Origin of the sequence: Methylobacterium sp. CCH7-A2 (assembly GCF_001557075.1) — a bacterium.
Lineage (GTDB): Bacteria > Pseudomonadota > Alphaproteobacteria > Rhizobiales > Beijerinckiaceae > Allobosea > Allobosea massiliensis.
This window is the reverse complement of the sequence record NZ_LSKN01000265.1, coordinates 1-24809: the sequence shown is the minus strand read 5'-3', so window position 1 is coordinate 24809 and position 24809 is coordinate 1. Positions and strand designations below refer to the sequence as shown.

The window sequence follows — 24809 nt, the reverse complement described above, 5'->3', positions numbered from 1 at the left end:
GTCTCCAGATCGGCTACAACCGCGCCGCCTCGATCATGGAGCGGATGGAGAACGAGGGCATCGTCGGCCCCGCCAACCACGCCGGCAAACGCGAAATCCTCGTCGAAACCGGCCGGGCCCGCGAAGACGAGGATTGAGGCAAGGCGGCGCAGCCCTTGTCCTGAGGGCTGCCGGTCCTCAAATTGCCATCAGGACGCTGCAACCTGCAGCGCAATAAAGGCGTTCAGGACCGAGAGCCGGAGGCTCTTCCGGAACAAATCCGCCGCCGGCCGACGTGGCCGACCGCGAAACAAGGGAGCGAGGCCGGCTCATGGCATCGACATCGACGCGACCGAACCGGGCTGCGCTCACGGGCCGCGTCGCGATTCTGGCGTGCTGCGGCGTCCTGGCACTGTCCGCGCCGCTGGCAGCCCAGCCGCTCCAGATCCTGCCGCCGAAGCCCGCCGCGACCAAGCCGGCCGCTCCGCGCGCCCTGCCGTTGCCGCCGGTGCGGCCGGCCGGGCTCGGTCTGCCCCGCGTCGCCGAGGCCGCGACCGTTCAGGCGGCCTCCGTCGGAGCCACCGCTCCTGCCGCAGCCGAAGCGACACGCGCAGCGCCGTCTGTCCCCGTCACCCGCGCTCGCACAGCAGCGCCGGCCACCCGCGAGGAGGCGATCGAGCGGCTGAACGCCTATCTCAACAGCTTCACCACGCTGCAGGGCAATTTCATCCAGCATGCTGCCGATGGCCGGCGCCTCGAGGGCCGCATCTATATTCAGCGTCCGGGCAAGATGCGCTTCGAATACGAGCCGCCCGCGACGATCGAGGTCATCGCCGACGGCACCTCGGTCGCCGTGCGCGACAAGCGGCTGGCGACGCAGGATGTCTATTCGCTCGGCCAGACGCCGCTGAAGTTCCTCGTGCGCGAGCGCATGGATCTGGCGCGCGAGGGTACGATCACCGGCGCCGCGGTCGATGGCGATGTGCTGACGCTGCGCCTGGAGGATCGTACGACGCTAGGCGGGACCTCCAAGATCGCCCTCAAATTCGATCTCGCCGCGAATGTGCTGCGGCAATGGGTGGTCGTCGATCCGCAAGGCTACGAGACCAGCGTGTCGCTCTATAACCTCGACACCCAGCGCAAGCCCGACGCGAAGAACTTCGTCATCGACTATCAGCGCAGGCTCTGACGTTCCGCCTCGCCGCGCTCGGCGGCGGGTCATCGACCCGACGGCGCCAATCCGGCTTGCTTTTCACGCCGCCCCGAACCAGTTTCCGGCACCTCTCTTTGCCGGAAGCGCGCGCGTGCAACTCACCGTCACCAGCTGGAACATCAACTCGGTCAGGCTGCGCATCAGCATGATCACCGATTTCCTGACGCGTCATGCGCCGGACATCCTGTGCCTCCAGGAAACCAAGACGCCGGACGACCAGTTTCCGGCCAAGGCCTTCGAAAAGGCCGGCTATGTCCATCAGGCCTTCATCGGCCAGAAGGGCTATAACGGCGTCGCGATCCTCTCGAAGCTGCCCTTCAGCGAACGCGACGCGATGGCGATGTGCGGCCGCAACGACGCCCGCCACATGACCGTGGTGCTGGATGCCGCTGCAGGGGCCGCCGCCGGCATCGCGATCCATAATTTCTACATCCCCGCCGGCGGCGACATTCCCGATCCCGCGAAGAACGACAAGTTCGCCCACAAGCTCGCCTTCCTCGATGAGATCGGCGCCTGGAACGTCGCCAAGCGCCCGACCGATCGCCCGGCGATTCTGGTCGGCGACCTCAACATCGCGCCTTATGAGCACGATGTCTGGAGCCACAAGCAGTTGCTCGACGTCGTCAGCCATACGCCGATCGAAACGACGACGCTGGAGAAGCTGCGCTCAGAAGGCGGCTGGACCGATGCGGCACGTCGGCTGCGCCCGGAGCCGGAGAAGCTCTACAGCTGGTGGAGCTATCGCGCCGCCGACTGGGAGGCCTCCAACCGCGGCCGAAGGCTCGACCATATCTGGCTGTCAGATGCGCTGACGCCGTCGCTGCGCGACGTCACCTTCCTGCGCGAGGCGCGGGGCTGGGAGCGCCCCTCCGACCATGTCCCTGTGACCGTGACGCTGGAGCTGTGAGGCGCGCCCTCAGCCGCGCTCCAGGGCCGTCAGCGCCTCCTGCACGGCGGCGAGTTGCCCGACGAAGCCCTGCAGCCGCTGCGCCACCGCCGCGGCGATCGCCTCCGCCGAAGCCGGCGATTCGGCCAGGACCCGGCGCATCACGCTGCGCGACAGCCGCATCACCTGCGTCGGTTCGCGCGCAATCGCCGTCACGGGCCGCGCCACAGCGGCAAACAGCGCCGTCTCGCCGATCAGCGCGCCCGGCCCGACGATTTCCTGCGCGGGCTGGCCATCCTCGCGGCTGTCGAGCGCCACCGCGCCCGAGATCACCAGCACCGCCCCGTCCGAGGGCTCGCCGACGCGGAACAGCACGTCCCCGGCGCGCAGGATCCGGCTCTCGGCCGCGAAGGCGAGCAGACGCAGCGCATCGCGCTCCATCAGGCTCAGCAGCGGCTGCCGGGCCAGCAGGGCGATGTCGTCGTCGAGGGCCATGTCCTAGGGGTTGAGCCGGTAGCCGCCGGCATCCGTCACCAGCAGGCGGGCATTGCCCGGATCGGGCTCGATCTTCTGCCGCAGCCGGTAGATATGCGTTTCGAGCGTGTGGGTGGTGACCTGGCTGTTGTAGCCCCAGACCTCCTGCAGCAGCACCTCGCGGGCGATCGGCTTGCGCCCCGCCCGGTAGAGGAAGCGCAGGATCGCGGTCTCCTTCTCGGTCAGCTTGGTCTTCGAGCCCTTTTCGCTGACGAGCAGCTTGGAACCGGGATGGAAGGTGTAGGGGCCGACCTGGAAGACCGCGTCTTCGCTCGCCTCATATTGCCGCAGATGGGCGCGGATGCGCGCCAGCAGAACGGCGAACTTGAAAGGCTTCACGACATAGTCGTTGGCGCCGGCTTCGAGCCCCAGCACCGTATCGGCATCCGAGCCCTGGCCGGTGAGCATGATCACCGGGCTCTTGAAGCCGTTCTTGCGCATCAGCTTCACCGCCTCGCGCCCGTCCATGTCGGGCAGGCCGACATCCATGATGGCGAGATCGATGCGCTCGGCCTGCACCGCCTTGACGGCGCCCGTGGCAGTGCCGGCGGTCGAGAGCTTGAACTCGTCATAGAGCGCGAGCTGCTCGGCGAGCGCGTCTCGCAGGGTCTGGTCGTCATCGACCAGCAGGATATGATGCACGGCGGGCATGGGATCGTTCGCACGAGAAATGAACCGTCACCATGAGCCCGCCGAATCCCGACCGCAAGTCACGCGCAATGGAATTCCCGTGAGAAACCGTGATCGGGCCGGCCCGGGCCGCCTCCAGCAGAGTCCCCGCCTGCTCTCGACGCTGCGCGTCTTCGCCTCGGTCCGCGACCGCAGGAAGGGCTTTCTCGTCGCCGGGGGAACGGCCTTTCCCTGCGCGCTGGGCCGCTCCGGCATCGGCACGTTGAAGCGCGAGGGCGACGGCCGCACGCCCCGCGCCAATCTGCCGCTGCGGCGCGTGCTCTACCGTGCCGACCGAATCGTCAGGCCGCGCAGCCTTCTGCCGCTGCGCATCATTGGCCCGCGCGATGCCTGGTGCGACGATGCTGCGGATCGCCGCTACAACCGCCTGATCGACCGCCCGCCCGGCGAAGCCGAGGAGCGGCTGACCCGCGACGACCACCTCTACGACGTCATCGTCGAGCTGGGCTGGAACGACGCCCCGGTCGTGCGCGGGCGCGGCAGCGCGATCTTTTGGCATCTCGCCCGCCCCGGCTTCACCCCGACGGCGGGCTGCGTCGCGGTCGAGCGTCATGTCTTCGCGAAGGTGCTGCCCCGGCTGGCGCGACGCTGCATGATGCTGGTCAGATAGAGGCATTGCGGCCAAACACCGCCTCAGCCAGATCGTCATTCTCGGGCAAAGCGAAGCGAAGACCCGAGAATCTCCGGCCGAAAGGAGCGCAGAACCTCTTCGGCCTGAGATGGTCGGGTCAAGCCCGACCATGACGTAAACTACCCACGCGCACCGAAGATGGCGCTGCCGACGCGCACATGCGTTGCGCCCAGCTGGATCGCTGCCTCGTAATCGGCACTCATGCCCATCGACAGGCCGCGCAGGCCGTGGCGGGCGGCGATCTTGGCGAGCAGCGCGAAATGCGGCGAGGGCGGATCGGCGGCCGGGGGAATGCACATCAGCCCCTCGATCGTCAGCCCGTGATGGACGCGGCAGCTCTCGAGGAAGCCGTCGATCTCCGCCGGGCTGACCCCGCCCTTCTGCGGCTCGTCACCCGTGTTGACCTGCACATAGAGGGTCGGCGCGCGCCCGCTGCGCGCGATCTCGCGGGACAGCTCCCTGGCGAGGCTCTCGCGGTCGAGCGAATGGATCGCGTCAAACAGCTCGACCGCCTCCCTCGCCTTGTTCGACTGCAGCGGTCCGATCATATGGACCTGCGCATCGGGGAAACGCGCCTTCAGCGCCGGCCATTTCGCCTTCGCCTCCTGGACATAGTTCTCGCCGAAAAGTCGCTGGCCGGCTTCCAGCACCGGCAGGATCGCCTCCGCCGGCATCGTCTTCGACACGGCGATCAGCGCGACCGAGTCGGGATCGCGCTCGACATCGCGCGCCGCCTGCGCGATCGCAGACCGAATCTGCGCCCATCGCGTCACCGTATCGCTCATCGGAAGCCCTCGCATGCCCGGCACGGCGTTGACCGCGCCGCCTCAATGGTGTCCTAGAGCATGATGCCGAAAAGTGGGAACCGGTTTTCGGCCACCATCCTGCGCTGACCTGCGGACGGGACGGCTGCCGTCTCCGTCCGGCCCCATCCGATCATGCAAGAATAGCCCGCTGCCATGGCCGTCGAACGCTACAATCCCAAGGAATCCGAGCCGAAATGGCGCGCCGTCTGGCAGGAGCGCAAGCTCTTCGAGACGCGCAACGACGACCCGCGGCCGAGCTACTACGTGCTCGAGATGTTTCCCTATCCATCGGGCCGCATCCATATGGGCCATGTCCGCAACTATGCGATGGGCGACGTGGTCGCGCGCTACAAGCGCGCCAAGGGCTTCGCCGTGCTGCATCCGATGGGGTGGGACGCCTTCGGCCTGCCGGCGGAGAACGCCGCCAAGCAGAAGAAGGTGCATCCGCGGGAATGGACCTATGCCAACATCGCCGCGATGCGCACGCAGCTGCAGTCCATGGGCCTTTCGCTCGACTGGAGCCGCGAACTCGCGACCTGCGATCCCTCCTATTATCGCCACCAGCAGAAGATGTTCCTGGACTTCCTCAAGGCCGGGCTCGTCGACCGCAAGACGGCGAAGGTGAACTGGGACCCGGTCGACGAGACCGTGCTCGCCAATGAGCAGGTCATCGACGGTAAGGGCTGGCGCTCGGGCGCCGCGGTCGAGATCCGCGAACTGACGCAGTGGTTCTTCAGGATAACCGCCTTCGGCCAGGAGCTGCACGACGCTCTCGAGGGGCTGACCCGCTGGCCCGACAAGGTGCGGCTGATGCAGAAGAACTGGATCGGCCGCTCGGAAGGGCTGCTGGTTCGTTTCGCGCTCGAATCGAATGCGTTCGGAGCGGAAGAGGTCGAGGTCTACACCACCCGGCCCGACACGCTGTTCGGTGCGAAGTTCCTCGGCATTGCCCCCGATCATCCGCTCGCCAAGGCCGCCGCGGCCGAAAACCCCGCGCTGCAGGCCTTCATCGACGAGTGCAAGCGCACCGGCACCGCCCAGGAGAACATCGACAAGGCCGAAAAGCTCGGCTTCGACACGGGGCTTCGCGTCGCGCATCCCTTCGATGCGTCCTGGACGCTGCCGGTCTATGTCGCCAACTTCATCCTAATGGAATACGGCACGGGCGCCATCTTCGGCTGCCCGGCGCATGACCAGCGCGACCTCGATTTCGTCAACAAATACGGCCTCGGCAACACGCCGGTGGTGGCGCCGGAAGGCGTCGATCCGGCCGGCTTCGTCATCACCGACACCGCCTATGTCGACGATGGCCGCATGATCAATTCGCGATTCCTGGACGGGCTGACGATCGCCGAGGCGAAGGAGGAGGTCGCGCGGCGCCTCGAGACCGAGACCCGCGGCAATCGTCCGATCGCCGCTCGCAAGATCAATTTCCGCCTGCGCGACTGGGGCATCTCGCGCCAGCGCTACTGGGGCTGCCCGATTCCCGTGATCCATTGCGCGAGCTGCGGCACGGTTCCGGTTCCCGATGCCGACCTGCCGGTGAAGCTGCCCGACGACGTCTCCTTCGACCGGCCGGGCAACCCGCTCGACCACCATCCGAGCTGGAAGCACGTCGCCTGCCCGCAATGCGGCGCGGCCGCCCGGCGCGAAACCGACACGATGGACACCTTTGTCGACTCGTCCTGGTATTTCGCGCGCTTCACCGATCCCTGGCGGACGGAGAGCCCGACCGACCGCGCCGTCGTCGACCGCTTCCTGCCCGTCGACCAGTATATCGGAGGCGTCGAGCACGCGATCCTGCACCTGCTCTATTCGCGCTTCTTCACCCGCGCGATGAAGGCGACCGGCCATGCCGGGCTCGACGAGCCCTTCGACGGCATGTTCACGCAAGGCATGGTCGTCCATGAGACCTATCGCGACGCGGACGGCAACTGGGTCGAGCCCGGCGATGTCCGCCTCGAGACCGAGGGCGCTGAGCGCCGCGGCTTCCATGTCGAGACCGGGGCGCCGATCGAGATCGGCGCCATCGAGAAGATGTCGAAGTCGAAGAAGAACGTCGTCGACCCCGACGACATCATCGCCTCCTATGGCGCCGACACGGCTCGCTGGTTCATGCTCTCGGATTCGCCGCCGGATCGCGACGTGATCTGGACCGACGAGGGCGTGCAGGGCGCCGCGCGTTTCGTCCAGCGCCTCTGGCGCCTGCTGAACGAGATCGCAGAGCGGACCGGAAACGCCACCACCGCTCCTGCGACCCTCGGCGAGGCCGCGCAGACTCTCCGCAAGGCCACGCACCGGGCACTGGACGCCGTCGGCAACGACATCGAGCGGCTGGCCTTCAACCGCTGCATCGCCCATGTCTACACGCTGACCAACGCGATCGGGAAAGCACTGGACGCCGCCGCCGAGGCTGCAGCCCTGCCGGCCGACATGGCCTTCGCCCTGCATGAGGCCGGGGTCATCGTGACGCAGCTCGTCGCGCCGATGATGCCGCATCTCGCCGAGGAATGCTGGCGCGTGCTGGGCGGGAACGGGCTCGTCGGGGAGGCCGCCTGGCCGGTGGCCGAGGCGTCCCTGCTCAAGGACGATAGCATCGTCCTGCCCGTTCAGGTCAACGGCAAGAAGCGCGCCGAGGTGACCGTGCCCGCCGATGCGGATATTATCGCGGTCGAGGCCCTTGTGCGGGCCTCGGAGATCGTCACCAAGGCGCTTGACGGCCGCGAGATCCGCAAGATCATCGTGGTTCCCGGGAGAATCGTGAATGTCGTCCTCTGAGATCGGTCGTCCCGGAGCCCTGCGGGGCTCCCGCCTGATGCTGGCCGCCGCCCTTTTGGCGGCCGCGACCGCTGGCGGATGCTTCCAGCCCCTTTATGCCGAGAACACGCGCTCCGTCACCGGCGGCAGCATCAAGGATGCGTTCAAGGAGATTGAGGTCCCGGAGATGAAGGGGCTGATCGGCCATTATCTGCGCAACGAACTCGTCTTCGAGCTCGATGGCGGCAATGAGCCGGACCGGACCAAGCGGCTCAAGTTCCAGAGCCAGATCTCGGAGTCTCTCGAGGTCGTGACGGTCGACTACGCAAATGGCCGTGCCGATTCGGCGATCCTGGTGGCGACGGCGAACTGGTCCCTCACCGACACGACCTCCGGCAAAGTCGTATCGCAAGGGATGAACGTCGTGCGCGCTCCCTATGAGCGCTCCTCGCAGCGTTTTGCGACGGTGCGTGCCGCGCGCGACGCCCAGATCCGGGCGGCCAAAAACCTCGCCACGCTCATCCGCGGGCAGATCGCCGCCGATCTCTTCGCTGGCTGAGGCGCCGAGGAACGCGGGATGGCCGCCATCAAGGCGCATGAGGCGGACCGCGCCCTCGCGAAGCTCGATCCAGCCTATCGTCTCGTCCTGATTTACGGGCCCGATGCCGGGCTCGTGACCGAACGCGCCGCGACCCTCGCCCGCGCCCATGTCGACGATCCCGACGACGCCTTCCAGCTCGTCCGGATGAGCGGCGACGACATCGCCTCCGATCCGATGAAGCTGGTCGACGAGGCCAACACCATCGGCCTCTTCGGCGGACGGCGCAGCATCCGTGTCTCGCCGACCTCCAAGGCTCTGCTCGCCGCCGTAGAGCCACTGCTGGCGACACCGTCGAAGGACGCCATTGTCATCGTTGAGGCGGGCGATCTCCAGCGTAACAACCCGCTGCGCACCGCCTGCGAGCGGGCCCGCACCGCCCTCGCCGTACCCTGCTATGGCGATGCCGCCCGCGACCTGGGCACCATCATCGACGAGATGGTCCGCGCCGCGGGCAAATCGATCGACCGCGCCAGCCGCGACCATCTCGCGGGCCTTCTGGGCGGCGACCGCCAGACCTCGCGACGCGAGATCGAGAAGCTCCTGCTCTATGTCGGTGACGAGCCCGCCGTCACCCAAGCGCATATCGAGGCGGTCGTCGGCGACACGGCGCAGCGCGAGCAGGCCATGCTGATCGACGCTGTCTTCGGGGGAAAGCTGCCCGTCCTCGATCTCGCCCAGGCCAAGCTGGCCAGCGAAGGGCTCGACGCCGGCGTCATGCTCGGCGCCGTGCTGCGTCATGCTCTCGCGCTGCTGAAAGCCCGCCAGGGGATGGACGCCGGCCGCAGCGCGCGGGACATGGTCGCGGCGATGCGCCTGCCCTATCCGCGCATCGCCACCACGGAAGCAGCCCTCTCGGCCTGGACCACGGCGAAGCTGATGGAAGCGGTGACGCTGCTGGGGAATGCCACGCTCGCCGCGCGTCGCGACGGCGACCTCGGGCGTGCCGGCGCGACGCGCGCGCTGTGGACGCTGGCGCGCCTCGGCCGGTCGGCCGGGCGTGGCGACTAGCCGTTCAGTCCTTCAGGCGGCGGCAGAGCGCGTCGAGCTGCTCCAGCGTCTTGTAGCTGATCTTGACCTCGCCACTGCCATTGGCGCGGTGGCTGATCGAAACGGATAGGCCGAGCGCCTCTTCCAGCGCCTTTTCGACGGCACGCGTGTCCGGGTCCTTCTCGACCTTGGGCTTGCTGGCGATGCTCTTGGTTTCGCCGCGCGATTCCTCCTGGACGATGCGCTCGATGTCGCGGACGCTGAGCCCCTGATCGACGATCTTGCGCGCCATCAGTTCCGGGTCCGAAACGGACAGCAGCGCGCGGGCGTGGCCGGCGGACACGGAGCCCTCGCTGACCATCTGACGCACCGAGGCGGGCAGCTTCGACAGCCGCAGCGTGTTCGCGACATGGCTGCGGCTCTTGCCGATCACCCGCGCGAGGTCGTTCTGCGTGTAATTGAACTCGGCGATGAGCTGCTCATAGCCCGCCGCCTCCTCGATCGCGTTCAGGTCCGTGCGCTGCACGTTCTCGACGATGGCGATCTCCAGCGCTTCGCGATCATCCGCCTCGACCAGAATGACCGGCACGTCATGCAGGCCGGCCCGCTGCGCCGCGCGCCAGCGGCGCTCGCCGGCGATGATCTCATAGGCGTCGATCATGCCGACGATCGGGCGCACGATGATCGGCTGCAGAATGCCGCGCTCCTTCACCGAGGCCGTCAGCTCCTCGAGATCGCCCTCGGCAAAGCTGCGACGCGGATTGCGCGCGCTCGGGCGTAGAAATTCGACCGGCACGCGGCGCTGGCCACGCGCCCGTTCGAGCGCCCCGATTTCCTCCCCGACATCGCCGATCAGGGCGGCCAGGCCGCGGCCGAGACGCGAGCGCCCCTGTTCTTCCGCCATCGCCATCGCGTTCAACCTCTGCGTGATTGTTTCAGGCCGCTGCGCGCAGCGCGCGCTCGCGGCGGATGACCTCGGAGGCCAGCTTGAGATAGGCCTGCGAGCCAGAGCAGCGCAAATCGTAGAGCAGCGCCGGTTTCCCGTAGGAGGGCGCCTCGGAGACCCGCACATTCCGTGGGATCACCGTCTCGTAAACCTTGTCGCCGAGGAATTCGCGCACATCGGCCATGACCTGACCGGAGAGGTTGTTGCGCGGATCGTACATCGTCAGCACGACGCCCTGGATGATCAGCCGGGGATTGAGGCCGGCGCGAACCTGCTCAACCGTCTTCAGCAGCTGGCTCAGACCCTCCAGCGCGAAGAACTCACACTGCAACGGCACCAGCACGGCATCGGACGCCGTCATCGCGTTGATGGTGATCAGGCTCAGCGAAGGCGGGCAATCGATCAGGACATAGGTCAGGCCGGCGCAGCGCTGGTCATAGACCAGCTCGTCGATCGCGTTCTTCAGGCGATGGGCACGATCCTTCGAGGCGGCGATTTCCAGCTCGACCCCCAGCAGATCCAGCGTCGAGGGAGCGAGAAACAGACCCGGAACAGCCGTCTCCTGCATGGCTTGGCCAAGCCCGACATCCCCGCACAGCACGTCATAGGTCGAGGATTTGCGGCTGCGGCGGTCGACGCCCAGCCCGGTCGAGGCGTTGCCCTGCGGGTCGAGATCGACGATCAGCACCTTCTCGCCGATCGCCGCCAGCGCCGTGCCCAGATTGATCGCGGTCGTGGTCTTTCCGACACCGCCCTTCTGATTCGCGAGCGCGAGCACGCGCGGGCGGCGCGGCATCGGAACAGGGGTCATGTCGGTCATGGATCGGCCCGTTTCTCGGCCGCTTGGACCATCAGGATCCTTGCGGCCCCATCCGTCACGGAGGAAACCGTTGAGGCCTGAATCTTCCAATATCTGGACGACTCCGTCAATTCCGCATCTAGATGTTGTCCCTTCGGAAAGAGACCCAATGTCCCCGTTCTCAACAGCTCTTTGCACCAGTCGAGAAGCTGGGGCAGGGGGGCGAGCGCCCGCGCCGTCACCACATCGACGCAGCCGGTGAAATCGCCGATGACGTCCTCGATCCGGGCTGCATGCACGGTCACCGGCGCCCCGGTCAGGCGCGCCGCATGCCGCAGAAAGGCGCATTTGCGGCTGTTGCTCTCGACGAGGTGAATGCGCCCGCCCGGAAACTCGGCCAGGCAGATGCCGATCACCAGACCGGGGAAACCTCCGCCGGAACCGAGGTCGAGCCACGTCTTCGCATCCGGCGCGAGCCGGGCGATCTGTAGCGAATCGGCGACATGCCGTGTCCAGACATCGGCGAGGGTGGCGCCGGAAACCAGATTCTTCGCCGCCTGCCAGCGTTCGAGTTCGGCGACCAGCAGGGCGAGGCGCTCCTCTGTTTCACGTGAAACAGGCGTCAAGCGCAAAGCGCGGGCACGGTCGGAATTATCAACAGTCATCGGCCTGTTATCAACAGAGGGATGGCGCGCCTGTGGATCACCCGGCGACCGCAGCGGCTCGGCGCTTGCGCGAATGGGCTGCGAGCAGCGTCAGAGCGGCAGGGGTCATGCCCTCGATCCGGCCGGCCTGGGCGATATCGGCCGGCCGTTCGGTGCGCAGTTTCGCCTTGAGTTCGTTGGACAGCCCGGAAATGCCGTCGAGGTCGAGATCATCCGGGAGCTTCAGCGCCTGATCGCGCTGATAGGATGCGATCTCGTCCGCCTGACGATCCAGATAGACGGAATAAACGGCGTCGGCCGTCGCGCGGGCGATGGTCCGGGGGGAATAGCCGCCCAGCTCAGGCCAGATCGCGGCAAGTCTGTCAAAACCGACATCGGGGTAGGACAGGATCTGATAGGCGCTGCGACGCAGCCCGTCGCGGTTCAGTTGTAGCCCCGCGGCCTCGGCCTGCTGCGGCGACAGGGTCAGCGAACGAAGCTGAGCCGTAAGGCCCTGCGTTTCCGCCTGCTGCGCCTGAAAGACCTCATGCCGCCTGGATCCGACGACACCGAGGCTCGCGCCGAGGCGGGTCAGCCGCTCATCGGCATTGTCGACGCGCAGCGACAGCCGGAATTCGGCTCGCGAGGTGAACATTCGGTACGGCTCCGTAACGCCCCGCGTAACCAGATCGTCGACCATCACCCCGGTATAGGAGGCGGTTCGCTCCAGCACGATCGGCTCGGCACCGCTCGCGCGGCGCGCCGCATTCAACCCTGCCAGCACACCCTGGGCGCCGGCTTCCTCATAGCCCGTCGTGCCGTTGATCTGCCCCGCGAGAAAGAGCCCAGCGATCGCCCGCGTCTCGAGCGTGTTCCGCAGGGCGCGAGGATCGACGAAATCATATTCGATCGCATAGCCCGGGCGCAGCATCGCGGCACGCTCCAAACCTGGGATCGTCGCCAGCAAGCCACGCTGAACATCCTCCGGCAGCGAGGTCGAAATCCCGTTCGGGTAGACGGTGTCGTCGTCCAGTCCCTCGGGCTCCAGAAAGATCTGATGGCCGTCCCGATCGCCGAAGCGCCCGACCTTGTCCTCGATCGAGGGACAATAGCGCGGTCCCCGTCCTTCGATCTGACCCGAGAACATCGGCGCGCGGTGGAGATTGCCGCGGATCAAATCATGGCTGGCCAGCGTCGTGCGGGTGATGCCGCAGGCGATCTGTGGCGTGGCGATCCGATCGGTCAGCGCCGAGAAGGGCTCGGGCGGGTCATCCCCCGCCTGCATCTCGAGCGCCGCCCAATCGATGGTGCGGCCGTCCAAGCGCGGGGGCGTCCCGGTCTTCAGCCGGCCGAGCGGGAAGCCGTAGCGCTCCAGCGTCGCCGAAAGGCCGAGCGAGGGCGCCTCCTCGACACGACCGGCGGGAATTCGCGTTTCGCCGATATGGATCAGCCCCCGCAGGAACGTCCCGGTCGTCAGCACGACCGTTCCGGCACCGAATCGCCGCCCATCGGCGAGGATCACGCCTGCGACGCGACCATCGCGAACGTCCAGATCGAAGACATCGCCCGCAATCTGGGTCAACCTGTCCTGCTCTGCCAGGAGATCCTGGATCGCCTGGCGGTAGAGCTTGCGGTCGGCCTGCGCGCGAGGACCGCGCACGGCCGGGCCCTTGCGCCGGTTGAGCATGCGGAACTGAATGCCGCCCCGATCGGCCGCACGCGCCATCAGGCCATCGAGCGCATCGATCTCGCGGACGAGATGGCCCTTGCCGAGACCGCCGATCGCGGGGTTGCACGACATCACGCCGATCGTCTCGAGCCGGTGCGTGATTAACGCGGTCCGCGCGCCGAAACGCGCAGCAGCGGCCGCAGCCTCGACGCCAGCATGACCGCCACCGACGACCACGACGTCGTAGCAGCTCTCGGACGGGTTGTGGGACATCGCGTTTGGCTAGCGAAGCGACGCCGGCAGGTCAAACATTATCGCGCGGGACACGGGCCGGCGCCGGCGCTATTTGCCGATGCAGAAGCCAGCGAAGAGCTGGTCCAGCACATCCTCGACATCGACCCGCCCCAGCAGCCGTTCGAGCGCGCGCACGGCCAGCCGCAGGTCCTCCGCCAAGAGTTCGGCCGGTGCGCCGGGCGAAGCCAGGATGCGTTCCAGAGCGACAACGGCCTCCGCGATCGCCGCGCGATGACGCTCTCGCGTGAGGAGCGCCGGTTCGGGCTGCTCTTCGCCGGCCAGCCGCCGCACCAACAGCGCGAGGAGTTGCGGCATTCCTTCGCCGCTCCGGGCGGAGATCCGCAATTCGCCGGGACGGGCTGTCCCTCCGAGATCGGCTTTCGTTGCGAGCGCGATGACGGAGCCGCCGGGATGGTCTCGATCCGCATCCGAATCGATCGCGCGCAGGCTCAACACGAGGTCCGCCTTGGCAGCGAGGTCGCGCGCACGCCGCACACCTTCGGCCTCGATCGCATCGTCGCTGTCGCGCAGTCCAGCCGTGTCGATCAGGGTGACCGGAAGACCATCGAGATCGAGGCGGACCTCGATGGCATCACGCGTCGTGCCGGCGACCGGTGAGACGATCGCGACCTCGCGCCGGGCGAGGGCGTTCAGCAGGCTGGACTTGCCCGCATTGGGTGGCCCCGCCAGCACCACGACGAATCCCTCGCGAACCCGTTCGCCATGGGCGAAGCCACGCTGGGCATCCCGGAGCCCGGCGAGGACGCCGGCAGCGCGTTGAAGCGCCCGCTCCACCAGGGGACCCTCGACATCGCCCTCATCCGAGAAGTCGAGTTCGGCCGCGAGCAGCGCCTGGGCTTCCACCAACGGCTGGCGCCAGCCGGCCACCGCCGTGCCCAGCGCACCGTCCATCTGGCGCAGCGCCTGACGCCTCTGCCATTCCGTTTCCGAATCGATCAGATCCGCCAGACCTTCGACTGCGGCGAGGTCGAGCTTTCCGGCCTCGAAGGCGCGCCGGGTGAATTCGCCAGGCTCGGCCAGACGAACGCCATCATGCGACGAGAGCAGGCCCAATAGCCGCGCCAGAACCGCGCGCGAGCCGTGAATGTGGAATTCGGCGACATCCTCGCCGGTGAAACTGGCCGGGCCGGGAAAAAACAGGATGAGAGCCTGATCGACGACATCGCCGGCGGCGTCCCGCAAGGCCCGCAGCGTCGCCTGGCGCGGGGAGGGCACGACACCGGAGATTGTTTCGAGAACGAATCGAACGCGCGGTCCCGACACCCTAACGACGGCGACACCCGCCCGTCCGGGCGCGGAGGAGAGAGCGACGATCGTAGGCGTAGCAGGATCAGCCATCGCTCTCAGCCGTTCCGCAGCTCAGAACGGCACCGAATCGGCCGGCGCGTCGGCCGCTCAGGTGTTCATGGAGTCGAAGAAGTCGGCGTTCTGCTTCGTCTGACGCAGCTTGTCCATCAGGAATTCGATCGCGTCCTGCGGGCCCATCGGGTTGAGGATGCGGCGCAGCACATAGGTCTTGGTGAGCACATCCTTCGGCGTGATGAGCTCTTCCTTGCGGGTGCCCGACTTGAGGATGTCGATCGCCGGGAAGATGCGCTTGTCGGAGACCTTGCGGTCCAGCACGATTTCCGAGTTACCGGTGCCCTTGAACTCCTCGAAGATGACCTCGTCCATGCGGCTGCCGGTGTCGATCAGCGCGGTGGCGACGATGGTCAGCGACCCGCCCTCCTCGATGTTGCGGGCCGCACCGAAGAAGCGCTTGGGCCGCTGCAGGGCGTTGGCGTCGACACCGCCGGTCAGCACCTTGCCGGAGGAGGGGACGACCGTGTTGTAGGCGCGGCCGAGGCGGGTGATCGAGTCCAGCAGGATCACCACGTCGCGGCCATGTTCAACCAGGCGCTTCGCCTTCTCGATGACCATCTCCGCAACCTGGACGTGGCGCGTGGCCGGCTCGTCGAAGGTCGAGGAGACGACCTCGCCCTTCACCGAGCGCTGCATGTCGGTGACCTCTTCCGGCCGCTCGTCGATTAGCAGAACGATGAGATAGCATTCGGGATGATTGGTGGTGATCGACTGTGCGATGTTCTGCAGCAGCACGGTCTTGCCGGTGCGCGGCGGCGCGACGATCAGGGCGCGCTGGCCCTTGCCGATCGGGGCGACGATGTCGATGACGCGGGCCGAGAAATCCTTCTTGACCGGTTCGGCAACCTCGAGCCGAAGTCGCTCGTCAGGATAGAGCGGCGTCAGATTGTCGAAATTGATCTTGTGCTTGATCCGCTCGGGATCCTCGAAATTGATCGTGTTGACCTTGAGCAGGGCGAAGTAGCGCTCGCCGTCCTTGGGGCTGCGAATCGGCCCCTCGACTGTGTCACCCGTGCGAAGACCGAACTTCCGGATCTGCGTCGGCGAGACATAGATGTCGTCCGGACCCGGCAGGTAGTTCGAATCGGGCGAGCGCAGGAAGCCGAAACCGTCGGGCAGGACCTCGACCACGCCCTCGCCGAGAATCTCGGTCTCCCTCGCGGCGAGCTGCTTCAGGATCGCGAACATCAGCTCCTGCTTGCGCATCGTGCTGGCGTTCTCGACCTCGAGCCCCTCCGAAAAGGCGAGCAGTTCGGTCGGCGATTTGACCTTGAGGTCTTGGAGCTTGATTTCCCGCATGGGGCACCCGGATCGAAAATGTCGCGACACGGAAGGTCGCAACCAGGACGGTAATGGGATGATCGACAGGCCCGGACGGACGGCGCTGGGGTTGAGCGCCACGAGCGGCTGCCAGGGCAGTCGGCTCACGAACCATCGACAACAGGGAGAACGCTGGAGAAGCGTGATGTCTGATAACCGGAAACCGCGTCCGGCTCAAGCGCGAAACCGCAGGCGCCTCAGAACGGCTTGACGATGACGAGAATGACGATGCCGACCATCAGCACCGCCGGCACCTCGTTGATCACCCGGTAGAAGCGGCCCGACTTCGTATTCCGATCGTTGGCGAAGTCCCGGACCCGTCCGACGAGATAGCCATGGACGCCCGAAAGCAGCACGACCAGCAGGATCTTGCCGTGCAGCCAGCCGCCCTTGAAGCCGAAGGCAGCCCAGGCGAGGTAGAGGCCCAGCACCCAGGTGACGATCATCGCCGGGTTCATGATGCCCCGGAGCAGCCGCCGCTCCATCACCTTGAAGGTCTCGGACTGCACCGAGCCCGGTGGTGCATCGACGTGATAGACCATGAGGCGTGGCAGATAGAGCATCCCGGCCATCCAGGAGATCACCGCCAGCACGTGGATGGCCTTCAGCCATTCATACATCGCGAACGCGCTCCGTCCTGCCCACTGCGGTCAGCCCCGCACCGCGGCCAGCAGCCGCTCGACATGGGCGATCGGCGTGTCCGGCAGGATGCCGTGCCCGAGGTTGAAGACGAAGGGTCCTTGTCCGAACGCCTCCATCACGGCCGCAATCTCGCGTTCCAGCTCGGGACCACCGGCGCGCAGCACCAGCGGGTCGAGATTGCCCTGCACCGGCACCAGCGACTGGATCTCGTCGCGGGCGAAACCACGATCGATCTCCGATTCGAGGCCGACCGCATCGACACCCGTGCCGCGGACATAGGCTGGAATCAGCCTGCCTGCGCCACGCGGGAAACCGATGATCCGGGCCTTCGGCTGTCGGGCGCGCACACCCTCGACGATCCGCCGCGTCGGCACGATGCACCAGCGCTCGAAATCGGCCTCGCCCAGCGAACCGGCCCAGCTGTCGAATATCTGGACCGCATCGACACCGGCCTCGATCTGCGCACAGAGATAATCGATCGAGGTCGCGACGATCCGGTCGATAATGTCCCGGAACAGCGCCTCGTCGCGGGTGAAGAGGTCCTTGGCTGGCCCCTGATCCGGAGTGCCCCGGCCCGCGACCATATAGGTCGCCACTGTCCAGGGCGCGCCGCAGAAGCCGATGAAGGCCGTTCCCGTCGGAAGCCCGGCGCGGACACGCCGCACCGTCTCGATGACAGGATCCAGCACGGAAAGCCCGGCATGCCTGTCGATCTCGGACAGCCTGTTACGATCGGCAACCGGCTCTAGACGGGGACCTTCGCCCTCGACGAACCAGAGCTTCTGGCCGAGCGCCTGCGGCACGACGAGAATATCGGAGAACAGGATCGCGGCGTCGAAACCGAAGCGGCGGATCGGCTGGAGGGTGACCTCAGCAGCCCATTCCGGATTGTAGCAGAGGCCGAGGAAGCTGCCGGCCTTGGCCCGGAGCTCGCGGTACTCCGGCAGATACCGGCCCGCCTGGCGCATCATCCAGATCGGAGGCGTCGTGAGGGTTTCGCCGGCAAGGGCTCGAAGAAACGCAGGCCTGTCAGATGTCGTAAGGCTCATCGGCGATCCATCCCCCATCTCTCTTAAATAGATTTCTAGAGAGAGAATCTTCTTCTTTGACTCTTGGATGGGGGCAGATAGCCCGACGCAATCCGATCCACAACCTGTCCACAGGTGGCCAGCCTGATGCAGGCAGGGCCTGCTGTCCACCTGTCTCTCGTTAACGGTTTGTTAACCCGCGCGAATCGCGCTCGCCAATCGCCGCGTCAAAATGATTCACGTGAAACACGCCGGCGACGCCCCACAGCCTCTGGCCTGTTAACGGATCATTAGGGTTATACAGACCTTAACACCGCCGGCTTCCGGAGGCGTTTTTGTCCACAGCGCTCCCCAGGCCACCCAATGTGGCCGGCGGCCTGGGCGGCCTGGACGTGGCGCGCCAGGAGCTGGGCCGATTTGCTTTGACGGTCCGCCGGGCTAGAGGTTGCAGCAGACCGCCATCGCCCCGGGGAACCCCGTGCACCGCAATTACTTCCACCTCCATCTGGTGTCGGACGCGACCGGCGAAACCCTCATCGCCGTCAGCCGCGCCGCCGCGGCGCAGTACGAAACGGTGTCCGCGATCGAGCATGTCTACCCGCTGGTGCGGTCGGAAGCTCAGCTCGCCCGCGTTCTGGCGGAGATCGAGGCCTCGCCCGGCGTCGTTCTCTACACGCTGGTGGAGCCGGAATGGTCGCAGCGGCTGGAGAATTTCTGCCGCGAACTGGGCTGTCCCTGCCTGTCGGTTCTCAACCCGGTGCTGGCGCTCTTCCAGTCCTATCTCGGCCAAGCCTCGGCGCCGAAGCCAGGTGCACAGCATGTGCTCAACGCCGAATATTTCCGCCGCATCGATGCGATGAACTACACCCTGCTGCATGACGACGGTCAGCTCGGCGGCGATCTCGAGAATGCCGACATCATCCTCGTCGGCATCAGCCGGACCTCGAAGACGCCGACCTCGATCTATCTCGCCAATCGCGGCATCAAGACCGCCAACATTCCGCTGGTGCCGAACGTGCCGCTGCCGGCCGAGCTCGAACATGTCCGCAAGCCGCTGATCGTCGGTCTCGTTGCCAGCCCGGATCGCATCGTCCAGATCCGCCAGAACCGTCTGCTCTCGCTGCGCGCCGATGATGAGACCCCCTATGTCGATCCCGCCTCGGTGGCCGACGAGGTCGCGCAGTCGCGCCGGCTCTGCGCCCGCAAGGGCTGGCCGGTGATCGACGTGACCCGGCGCTCGATCGAGGAGACGGCCGCCTCGATCCTCGATCTGCTGCGCGACCACCGCATGAAGTTCATCGCGACATGATGGCAGGCTCTCGCCTCTGGATCGCGCCCCGACCTTTGGTGCTGGCCTCGGGCAGCCTCACTCGGCGCGACATGCTGATGGCGGCCGGGGTCCCCGTGGAGACGGTGAAGCCGGCCGTCGACGAGCGGGCGGTCGAAGGGCCCTTGCTGGCTGCTGGCGAATCCCCGGCGCGGATCGCTCTGGCCCTTGCCGTCGCCAAGGCCTCGGCCGTCTCGGCGCTTCATCCGGACAGGCTGGTGCTGGGCGCCGACCAGACGCTCGCCTGTGCAGGTGAGGCCTTTCACAAGCCGGCGGATCGTGCGGCTGCGGCGCGGCAGATTGCCGCTTTGGCCGGTCGCGACCACGAGTTGCACAGCGCCTTTGCGCTGGTGCGGGGCGGTGAGCTTCTGGCCGAGGGTCACCAGACGGCCCGGCTCACCATGCGCCCGCTGACGCCGGCCTTCATCGAAGCCTATCTCGACACGGTCGGCGATGCGGCCTTCTCCAGCGTCGGCGGCTACCAGATCGAGGGTCTCGGCGCACAGCTCTTCGAGCGCATCGACGGCGACCATTTCACCATTCTCGGACTCCCGCTGCTGCCCGTCCTGGCGGCGCTGCGCGACCTCTCCGTCCTTGCCCGCTGAGCGTCCAAACCCATGACACCGCGTTGTTTCGTCCTCGGCCATCCCGTCGCCCATTCCCGCTCGCCGCTCATTCATGGCAGCTGGCTGGCCGAACACGGCCTCGCCGGCAGCTATGAGCGCGTCGATGTCGCACCGCCCGATCTGGCGGCCTTCGTGACGCGGCTGCGTGCGGGGGAATTCACCGGCGGCAATGTCACCGTGCCCCACAAGGAGGCGATGCTGGGTCTGGTGGACCATGCGACCGATGCCGCGCGCGCCATCGGTGCCGTCAACACCCTCTGGCGCGAGGGCGAGCGGATCTGCGGCGACAACACCGACGTCTCTGGCTTCCTCGCCCATCTCGACGCCACGGCTCCGGGCTGGGACAGGCGCGTCGGGACGGCGCTGGTGCTGGGTTCGGGCGGCGCCGCCCGCGGTATCGCCTTCGGCCTCAAGGGTCGCGGCATCGGCCGGATCATCCTCGTCAACCGGAGCCGCGACCGGGCTGATGAGCTGGCGAGCACGCTCGGAAAGTCGGTCGAGGCGGCCGACTGGGCGCAGCGCGATGCGCTCGTGAGCGAGGCCGATCTCGTCGTCAACACGACGGCGCTCGGCATGCACGGCCAGCCGCCGCTGGAGATCGACCTCGCGCATCTGCGCCCGGGTACAATCGTCGACGACATCGTCTATGTCCCGCTCAAGACGCCGCTGCTGATCGAAGCCGAGCGCCGCGGCGGGGTTCCCGTCGATGGGCTCGGCATGCTCCTGCACCAGGCGGTGCCGGGGTTCGCGCGCTGGTTCGGCGTGACGCCGGCCGTCACGCCGGCGCTGCGGGCAAAGCTCGAAGCCGATATCCTCGGCCACTGATTCGCAAGGCGAGCCCGCCGCCGGGCTCCGGGACGCGGCACGCCATGACCTTCATCCTCGGCCTGACCGGCTCGATCGGCATGGGCAAGTCGACCACCGCCGCGCTGTTCCAGGCGCGCGGCATTCCGGTTCACGACGCGGATGCGGCGGTCCATGCGCTCTATCGCGGCCGGGCGGTGCCCCTGATCGCCGCAGCCTTCCCCGATGCCGTTCATGACGGCGTGGTCGATCGGGCGCGCCTTTCGGGAGCCGTGCTGGGCAGGCCAGAGGCGATGGCGCGGCTGGAGGCGATCATTCATCCGCTCGTGCGCGAGGAGGAGGCCGGCTTCCTGCGCGGTTGCCGGCAGAGGGGGGTGGGCCTTGCCGTCCTCGACGTCCCGCTGCTGCTCGAGACAGGTGGCGAGAGGCGCTGCGACGCGGTTCTCGTGGTCAGCGCGCCGGCGGAGATCCAGCGCGCCCGCGTGCTGGCCCGGCCGGGGATGACCCCCGAGCGGCTCGACGCCATCCTGGCTCGTCAGATGCCCGATGCAGCTAAGCGGGCGCACGCCCATTTCATTGTGGACACCTCGCGCGGCCTTGTGGCGGCGGGCCGGCAGGTCGGGTCTATCCTGATCGCGCTCGCCGGGCGTCCAGGCCGGGGCGGGCGAGGGTGGACCGACGACCATGCGTGAGATCGTTCTCGATACCGAGACCACCGGCGTCGAGGCGCTAGGGGGCGACCGCGTCGTCGAGATCGGCTGCGTCGAACTCGTCAATCATTGCCCGACCGGCCGCAGCTTCCACCAATACATCAATCCCGAGCGTCCGATGTCGGAGGGAGCCTTCAAGGTCCATGGCCTGTCGGACGCCTTTCTCGCGCCGCAGCCGGTCTTCGCGGCGATCGCCGACGAATTCGCCGCCTTCATCGACGGCGCGCGCCTCGTAATCCACAACGCCGCCTTCGATGTCGGCTTCCTCAACATGGAATTCCAGCGCGTCGGCCGGCCGCCGATCGAGCCCTCCCTGGTCGTCGACACGCTCTCCATGGCGCGCCGCAAGCATCCGGGCGCCTCGAACAGCCTCGATGCGCTGTGCACGCGCTACGGCATCGACAACAGCCGCCGCACCCGCCATGGCGCGCTGCTCGACGCCGAGATCCTGGCCGAGGTCTATATCGAGCTGATCGGCGGCAAGCAGGCCTCGCTCGGTCTGGGCGCCGGGGAGGCCGGTGGCACGGGCCTCGCGCCCGTCCGGATCGAGCGGCCGCAGCGGCTGCGCCCGCTCGCGCCGCGCCTCGACGAGGCGGCGATCGCCGCGCATGAGGCCTTCATCCGCTCGCTCGGCAAGAACCAGCTCTGGCGTGGCTATCTCGGCATCACCGAGGACGCGTGACGGAACGTCGACTCCCGCGGGCCCGAAGGCAGCGCAAACGAAAAAGGGCCCCGCGGGGCCCTTGGTCGTCACGCCATCGGTCGCGGCTCAGGCGAGCGGCGCGCCCTGCTGCGCCTGAAACTCCTGCATACGCTGCTGGTACAGCGCCGCGAAGTCGATCGGCGGGACGTAGAAGGGCGGGAAGCCGCCGTTCTGCACCGCCTCGGCGATGATCTGCCGCGCGAAGGGGAAGAGCAGGCGGGCGCAGTCGATCACCAGCACGGGATGGATGTGCTCCTGAGGCACGTTCAGCAGCCGGAACACGCCGCCATAGCTGAGATCGAAGGCGAAGAGCGTCTCGCCGTTGAGCTCGGCCTTGCCCTCGAGCTGCAGCACGGTCTCGTAGTCGTTCTCGCCGAGCGCGGTGCTGGAGACATTGACCTGCAGCGACATCTGCGGGCCTTCCTGCGCCGCCTGCTGGCCGAGCGCGCGGGGCGCCTTCGGGTTCTCGAAGGAGAAGTCCTTGGTGTACTGGATCAGCGCGCTCATGCTCGGCGCTGTGTCGGCGGCACCGTTGCCGTTGGGGAATTCATTGGCCATCGGACCCATCGCTCTCGGCTGGCTGTCTCGGGAAGTCCGCGCCCATCGGCGGCCTTGGACTGCGCCCGCTTCGAACGTTCGGCGCGGGCGTCGGCTATCATGGACCCGGGCCCGGCACAAGAAGTCGCCTTCACAAGCCGGGGGGTGGATGTTACGAGCCTGCCTTACCATATGACGCGTAACGGCGCTCCGCGGGGAGATGCTGGTCCTGCAACACGGTTGGAGCCTCGGGTCAGCTTTCGATGCAAAATTCCTTCGACATGACGACTCTGGTCTTCCTGGCTCTGGCCGTTTTCGTCGCCTGGAAGCTGCGTTCCGTTCTCGGCCAGAAGACCGGCAGCGAACAGCCCCCGACCGACCCCTTCTCCCGCCGCGAGACGCCGCCGATGCGGCCGGACCAGGCTGCGCCCGCCGATGCGCGTCGCGACAATGTCATTCGTCTCCCCGGAGCCGCCAACGACCCTGCCGCGGCCGCGCCGCCGGCCGATCAGTGGAAGGACATCGCGCCGCCCGGCTCGCCGATCTATGCCGGTATCGAGAGCATCATCCGGCAGGAGCCCGGCTTCGATCCGCGCGATTTCCTCGGCGGCGCCAAGGCCGCCTACGAGACCATCGTCACGGCCTTCGCCCGCGGCGACCGCAAGATGCTGAAGGGCCTCCTTGCGAAGGAGGTCTATGAGGGCTTCGAGCAGGCCATCACCGATCGCGAGAAGCGCGGCGAGAAGGCCGAGTCCAGCTTCGTCTCGATCGACAAGGCCGACATCACCGCGGTCGAGGTCAAGGGCAAGACGGCGCAGGTCACCATCGCCTTCGTCTCGCAGCTCATCAGCGTGACCCGCGATGCCCAGGGCAATGTGGTCGACGGCAGCGCCGAGGCGGTCTCCGAGGTCAACGATATCTGGACCTTCTCGCGCCAGCTCGGCAGCCGCGACCCCAACTGGCTCTTGGTCGCGACCGAATCCGCCGCGTGATCCGTGGCGCTGGTGTCGCACTGGCGCTGTTCGCAGCCTGTGCGACACCCGTGAGCGCGATGGCCACGACGCCTCCCCCTCTGCCCAAGGGGGCTCTCGCCGAGCCCCTGAAGCCCGCCCAGCTGCCCGGCTGGGATCAGGACGATCATCGCGTCGTCCTTTCGCTCTTTGCCGCAGGTTGCCAGGCCGAGCCGCCGCTGCGTGCAGCGGTTGCCGTTCCGGCAGCGCTTCAGGCGGCCTGCGATGCCGCGCAGCGTCTCCGGGCCGCCGGCCCGGTCAGTGCCGAGACGGCCAGGCAGTTCTTCGAAACGCGGTTCGGCTTCTGGCGCATCCGCTCCGCCCCGGGAGCGACCGGTTTCATGACCGGCTATTTCGAGCCGGAATTCGAGGGCTCGCTCACCCGCTCTCGCGACTTCCCGACGCCGCTCTACGGCCGGCCGCCGGAACTGGTCACCCGCATGCCCGGGGACGACTGGCCCGGTCTCGATGCGGGATTGTCGGCTGCCCGGCGGACGGACACCGGGCTCGAGCCGTTTCCTGATCGCACGGCGATCGAGATCGGCGCGCTCGACGGGCGTGGCCTGGAAATTCTCTGGATGCGCGATCCCGTCGACCGCTTCGTGCTGCAGGTCCAGGGCTCGGGCCGCATCCGCTTGCCGGACGGACGCGTGACACGGCTGGTCTATTCCGGCCGCAACGGCCATGCCTATACCTCGCTCGGCCGCGTGCTGAGCGAACGCGAGGCCATCCCGCCGGCGCAGATGACGATGGATGTGCTGGTCGCGCGGCTGAAGGCCGATGCGGATTTCGCGCGGGATCTGATCCGGCTGAACCGCTCCTTCGTCTTCTTCGACCGCCGCGACGACCTCCCGGCCGACAGCGGCCCGATCGGCGGGGCGGGCCTGCCGCTGACGCCGCTGCGCAGCATCGCCATCGACCGAACGATCTGGCCCTATGGCCTGCCGGTCTGGATCGACGCGACTATCCCAGGTTCGACCGGGGGCGATGAACGCCTGTCGCGGCTGATGCTGGCGCAGGACACCGGATCGGCTATTCTCGGCCCGGCCCGGCTGGATCTGTTCGTCGGTTCCGGCGCCGCGGCCGGCCATCGCGCCGGCCTGATCCGCCATCCGGTCGACTTCATCGCCCTCTGGCCGCGCGACGCCGGTCCCTGAGCATGCGGTCGCGGCGGGGGCGGACATTGTCGGAAGCCGATCTCGCGCTCTGGCGCCAGGTCGCGCGCTCCGTCACGCCGCTGCCGGGCCGCGCCCCGATCGAACCGGAACCCATGCCGGTTGCCC

At 67.4% G+C, this 24809-nt stretch carries 25 protein-coding genes; 13 read left to right on the top strand and 12 right to left on the bottom strand.

All coding sequences use genetic code 11. From position 1 onward, the window contains the following. The first annotated feature begins 310 nt into the window (after positions 1 to 310). A complete protein-coding gene (locus AX750_RS20100; protein ID WP_066733772.1) occupies positions 311 to 1168 on the top strand; it encodes an outer-membrane lipoprotein carrier protein LolA in 858 nt (285 codons plus the stop codon). Positions 1169 to 1283: 115 nt separating this feature from the next. Further along, positions 1284 to 2099: an exodeoxyribonuclease III gene (xth, locus tag AX750_RS20095; RefSeq protein ID WP_066733769.1), complete on the top strand. Its 816-nt coding sequence runs from the start codon at positions 1284 to 1286 to the stop codon at positions 2097 to 2099. Between the two features lie 9 nt (positions 2100 to 2108). Here the strand turns inward: xth and AX750_RS20090 are convergent, their stop codons facing one another. Continuing rightward, on the bottom strand, positions 2109 to 2573 hold the full coding sequence (locus AX750_RS20090; RefSeq protein ID WP_066733766.1) for a cyclic nucleotide-binding domain-containing protein: 465 nt from the start codon (positions 2571 to 2573) through the stop codon (positions 2109 to 2111). 3 nt (positions 2574 to 2576) lie between these two features. Further along, positions 2577 to 3263, bottom strand: coding sequence for a response regulator transcription factor (locus AX750_RS20085; RefSeq protein ID WP_066733763.1), 687 nt, complete (start codon positions 3261 to 3263; stop codon positions 2577 to 2579). A 79-nt stretch (positions 3264 to 3342) separates the two neighbouring features. On the opposite strand from AX750_RS20085, the gene AX750_RS20080 reads away from it, so the two are divergent. After that, on the top strand, positions 3343 to 3912 hold the full coding sequence (locus tag AX750_RS20080; protein ID WP_245282474.1) for a L,D-transpeptidase family protein: 570 nt from the start codon (positions 3343 to 3345) through the stop codon (positions 3910 to 3912). 140 nt (positions 3913 to 4052) lie between these two features. On the opposite strand, the gene AX750_RS20075 is transcribed toward AX750_RS20080, so the two are convergent. Continuing rightward, a complete protein-coding gene (locus tag AX750_RS20075; RefSeq protein ID WP_082735448.1) occupies positions 4053 to 4718 on the bottom strand; it encodes a YggS family pyridoxal phosphate-dependent enzyme in 666 nt (221 codons plus the stop codon). Between the two features lie 174 nt (positions 4719 to 4892). Here AX750_RS20075 and leuS point away from each other — a divergent pair, with 174 nt between their 5' ends. Genes leuS through holA form a run of 3 tightly spaced genes read left to right on the top strand, consistent with a single transcriptional unit; the run spans position 4893 to position 9105 of the window. Continuing rightward, positions 4893 to 7517 carry a leucine--tRNA ligase gene (leuS, locus tag AX750_RS20070; RefSeq protein WP_066733757.1) on the top strand — a complete coding sequence of 875 codons (2625 nt, stop codon included), beginning with the start codon at positions 4893 to 4895 and terminating at the stop codon, positions 7515 to 7517. Continuing rightward, positions 7504 to 8055 carry an LPS assembly lipoprotein LptE gene (lptE, locus tag AX750_RS20065; RefSeq protein ID WP_067254899.1) on the top strand — a complete coding sequence of 184 codons (552 nt, stop codon included), beginning with the start codon at positions 7504 to 7506 and terminating at the stop codon, positions 8053 to 8055. Before leuS ends, lptE begins: the two co-directional genes overlap by 14 nt. 18 nt (positions 8056 to 8073) lie before the next feature. After that, positions 8074 to 9105, top strand: coding sequence for a DNA polymerase III subunit delta (gene holA / locus AX750_RS20060; RefSeq protein ID WP_067254894.1), 1032 nt, complete (start codon positions 8074 to 8076; stop codon positions 9103 to 9105). A 4-nt stretch (positions 9106 to 9109) separates the two neighbouring features. Here holA and AX750_RS20055 read toward each other — a convergent pair whose 3' ends face one another. The 8 genes from AX750_RS20055 to hemE form a co-directional block, all read right to left on the bottom strand. After that, positions 9110 to 9988 (bottom strand): ParB/RepB/Spo0J family partition protein, encoded by an 879-nt coding sequence (locus AX750_RS20055; RefSeq protein ID WP_082735449.1) that lies wholly within the window; start codon positions 9986 to 9988, stop codon positions 9110 to 9112. A 31-nt stretch (positions 9989 to 10019) separates the two neighbouring features. After that, entirely contained in the window at positions 10020 to 10850 is an 831-nt protein-coding gene (locus AX750_RS20050; protein WP_156450030.1) for a ParA family protein, read from the bottom strand. After that, on the bottom strand, positions 10847 to 11494 hold the full coding sequence (rsmG, locus tag AX750_RS20045) for a 16S rRNA (guanine(527)-N(7))-methyltransferase RsmG (RefSeq protein ID WP_066733740.1): 648 nt from the start codon (positions 11492 to 11494) through the stop codon (positions 10847 to 10849). The genes AX750_RS20050 and rsmG overlap by 4 nt, the downstream gene beginning before the upstream one ends. Before the next feature lie 37 nt (positions 11495 to 11531). Further along, complete coding sequence (gene mnmG, locus AX750_RS20040) at positions 11532 to 13415, bottom strand: tRNA uridine-5-carboxymethylaminomethyl(34) synthesis enzyme MnmG (protein WP_066733738.1); 1884 nt, start codon at positions 13413 to 13415, stop codon at positions 11532 to 11534. A 69-nt stretch (positions 13416 to 13484) separates the two neighbouring features. Further along, on the bottom strand, positions 13485 to 14795 hold the full coding sequence (gene mnmE / locus AX750_RS20035) for a tRNA uridine-5-carboxymethylaminomethyl(34) synthesis GTPase MnmE (protein ID WP_066733735.1): 1311 nt from the start codon (positions 14793 to 14795) through the stop codon (positions 13485 to 13487). Between the two features lie 57 nt (positions 14796 to 14852). Next, positions 14853 to 16118, bottom strand: a complete 1266-nt coding sequence (gene rho / locus AX750_RS20030) for a transcription termination factor Rho (protein WP_066733732.1) — start codon at positions 16116 to 16118, stop codon at positions 14853 to 14855. 218 nt (positions 16119 to 16336) lie between these two features. Then, the gene (gene hemJ, locus AX750_RS20025; protein WP_082735447.1) at positions 16337 to 16759 is read right to left on the bottom strand and encodes a protoporphyrinogen oxidase HemJ; all 423 of its coding nucleotides are present in this window, start codon (positions 16757 to 16759) and stop codon (positions 16337 to 16339) included. Between the two features lie 30 nt (positions 16760 to 16789). Next, the gene (gene hemE / locus AX750_RS20020) at positions 16790 to 17830 is read right to left on the bottom strand and encodes a uroporphyrinogen decarboxylase (RefSeq protein ID WP_066733730.1); all 1041 of its coding nucleotides are present in this window, start codon (positions 17828 to 17830) and stop codon (positions 16790 to 16792) included. A 457-nt stretch (positions 17831 to 18287) separates the two neighbouring features. On the opposite strand from hemE, the gene AX750_RS20015 reads away from it, so the two are divergent. From AX750_RS20015 to dnaQ, 5 genes are read left to right on the top strand one after another with little or no spacing between them, the layout of a single operon-like run. Continuing rightward, the gene (locus AX750_RS20015) at positions 18288 to 19118 is read left to right on the top strand and encodes a pyruvate, water dikinase regulatory protein (protein ID WP_066733784.1); all 831 of its coding nucleotides are present in this window, start codon (positions 18288 to 18290) and stop codon (positions 19116 to 19118) included. Beyond that, positions 19118 to 19741, top strand: a complete 624-nt coding sequence (locus AX750_RS20010; protein WP_066733782.1) for a Maf family protein — start codon at positions 19118 to 19120, stop codon at positions 19739 to 19741. The genes AX750_RS20015 and AX750_RS20010 overlap by 1 nt, the downstream gene beginning before the upstream one ends. 12 nt (positions 19742 to 19753) lie before the next feature. Next, on the top strand, positions 19754 to 20587 hold the full coding sequence (locus AX750_RS20005) for a shikimate dehydrogenase (protein WP_066733727.1): 834 nt from the start codon (positions 19754 to 19756) through the stop codon (positions 20585 to 20587). Positions 20588 to 20631: 44 nt separating this feature from the next. Then, entirely contained in the window at positions 20632 to 21258 is a 627-nt protein-coding gene (coaE, locus tag AX750_RS20000) for a dephospho-CoA kinase (protein WP_066733724.1), read from the top strand. Next, positions 21251 to 21958 (top strand): DNA polymerase III subunit epsilon, encoded by a 708-nt coding sequence (dnaQ, locus tag AX750_RS19995; RefSeq protein ID WP_066733722.1) that lies wholly within the window; start codon positions 21251 to 21253, stop codon positions 21956 to 21958. The genes coaE and dnaQ overlap by 8 nt, the downstream gene beginning before the upstream one ends. A gap of 87 nt (positions 21959 to 22045) precedes the next feature. Here the strand turns inward: dnaQ and secB are convergent, their stop codons facing one another. After that, on the bottom strand, positions 22046 to 22537 hold the full coding sequence (gene secB / locus AX750_RS19990) for a protein-export chaperone SecB (protein WP_066733780.1): 492 nt from the start codon (positions 22535 to 22537) through the stop codon (positions 22046 to 22048). Between the two features lie 242 nt (positions 22538 to 22779). Here secB and AX750_RS19985 point away from each other — a divergent pair, with 242 nt between their 5' ends. Beyond that, positions 22780 to 23508: a Tim44/TimA family putative adaptor protein gene (locus AX750_RS19985; RefSeq protein WP_066733720.1), complete on the top strand. Its 729-nt coding sequence runs from the start codon at positions 22780 to 22782 to the stop codon at positions 23506 to 23508. Between the two features lie 59 nt (positions 23509 to 23567). Then, a complete protein-coding gene (locus tag AX750_RS19980) occupies positions 23568 to 24683 on the top strand; it encodes an MltA domain-containing protein (protein ID WP_066733718.1) in 1116 nt (371 codons plus the stop codon). Positions 24684 to 24809: the final 126 nt, after the last annotated feature.